The organism is Ruegeria sp. CE9, assembly GCF_056537425.1.
In genome coordinates this window covers 1-1,479 of the sequence record NZ_JBQFRO010000056.1, presented here as the reverse complement: position 1 = coordinate 1,479, position 1,479 = coordinate 1, and the positions used below count along the sequence as shown (strand labels likewise).

Sequence of the window (1,479 nt, the reverse complement as noted above, 5' to 3'; positions counted from 1 at the left end):
GTGACCGGCCCGTCCACCTGCCGCGCGCCGCCGGCCTGGGTCAGCCGGTCATAGATATCGGCGAAGTTGAACACATGGGGCCCGTGGACGATGGCGGAGCCGAGGGCCGCGGGCTCGAAGGGGTTGTGCCCGCGGACCTCGGTGAGGGAGCCGCCGATGAAGCTGACCGGGGCGAGGCGGTACCACAGGCCCAGCTCGCCCAGGGTGTCGGCGACATAGATCTGGGTGTCGAGATCGACGCTGTCGTCGTCGCTGCGCAAAGCGACCTCCCAGCCTTCGGCGCGCAGGGCGCGGGCGATCTCGGGGCCGCGCTCGGGGTGGCGGGGCACGAGCACCATCAGGAGCCGGTGCATCCGGCGCACGAGGCTGCGATGCGCGTCGCTCATCATCTCCTCCTCGCCCGCATGGGTGGAGGAGGCGAGCCAGAGGGGGCGGCCGTCGATCTCGTCGAGGAAGGAGGCGTACTGGGTCTGGGAGTAGGGTAGGAGCTGCGCGCCTTCCTTCAGGGTGCCGATGGTGCGGAGGCGGTCCTGGGGCGCGCCGAGCCGGGCGAGCAGGCGCATGGTGTCCTTGTCCTGCGCCAGGATGCGCCGGAACCGCGACAGCAGGGCGTGGGACAGGCCGCGCATCCAGCGCCAGCGCCGGTAGCTGTCGGGCGACATGCGCGCATTCATCAGCATCATCGGGATGCCCCGGTCGGCGGTGTCGTGGATCATGCGGGGCCAGAGCTCGCTCTCGATCCAGATGGCGAGGTCCGGTTTCCAGTGGTCGAGAAAGCCCGCGATGGCCGGTTTGGTGTCCACGGGCGCGAATTGGTGGATCGCGCCCTGGGGCAGGCGGGTGGCCAGCAGTTCGGCGGAGGTGCGGGTGCCCGTGGTCAGCAGGATCGTGGTGTCGGGGCGTTCCTCGCGCAGACGGCGGATCAGTTCCTGCACCGAGAGCGCCTCGCCCACGCTGGCGGCGTGCATCCAGATCAGCGGGCCGTCGGGCCGGGGCAGGCCGGGGCGCCCGAGACGTTCGCCGTAGCGGTCGGGGTCTTCCTTGCCGGCCTCGCGACGCTCGGCGATCTTGCGCTCGGCCCAGCCGGTGAGCCGCGCGTTCACCGCAAGGTAGAGCCACAGGGCGGCGGAGCGGGGAAAGGCGGCGCTCATGGGGTGTGGCGCGGGTTGGAGGCGGGCTGGATCACGGGGGGCTCCGGGCTGGGGTCGCGGCGCAGCCTAAGGGGCGGACATGGGGCGTTCAAGGCAGCATGGGATGCAGGCCGGTGGGCCGGGGTCGCCGCGGCGCGGTCCGGCAGGGCGGCGCGGGGGCTCAGTCGAGCTTGCGCGCCTCGTCCTCGATCATCACCGGGATGCCGTTGCGGATCGGGAAGGCCAGGTGGGCGGCGCGGGAGATCAGCTCCTGCGCCTCGGCGTCGTAGGTCAGGGGCGCGCGGGTCACCGGGCAGTCAAGCGATTCCAGCATGTGGCGGTCGAACTC

General features: G+C 71.9%; 2 protein-coding genes. Both read right to left on the bottom strand.

Annotated features, from left to right (window positions below):
• Positions 1 to 1,151 (bottom strand): 3-deoxy-D-manno-octulosonic acid transferase (locus ACR0B3_RS23895; protein ID WP_480811225.1); only part of this gene is annotated, 1,151 nt, incomplete at its 3' end.
• A 160-nt stretch (positions 1,152 to 1,311) separates the two neighbouring features.
• A partial coding sequence (locus ACR0B3_RS23890; RefSeq protein ID WP_480811226.1) for a Trm112 family protein occupies positions 1,312 to 1,479 on the bottom strand: 168 nt, incomplete at its 5' end.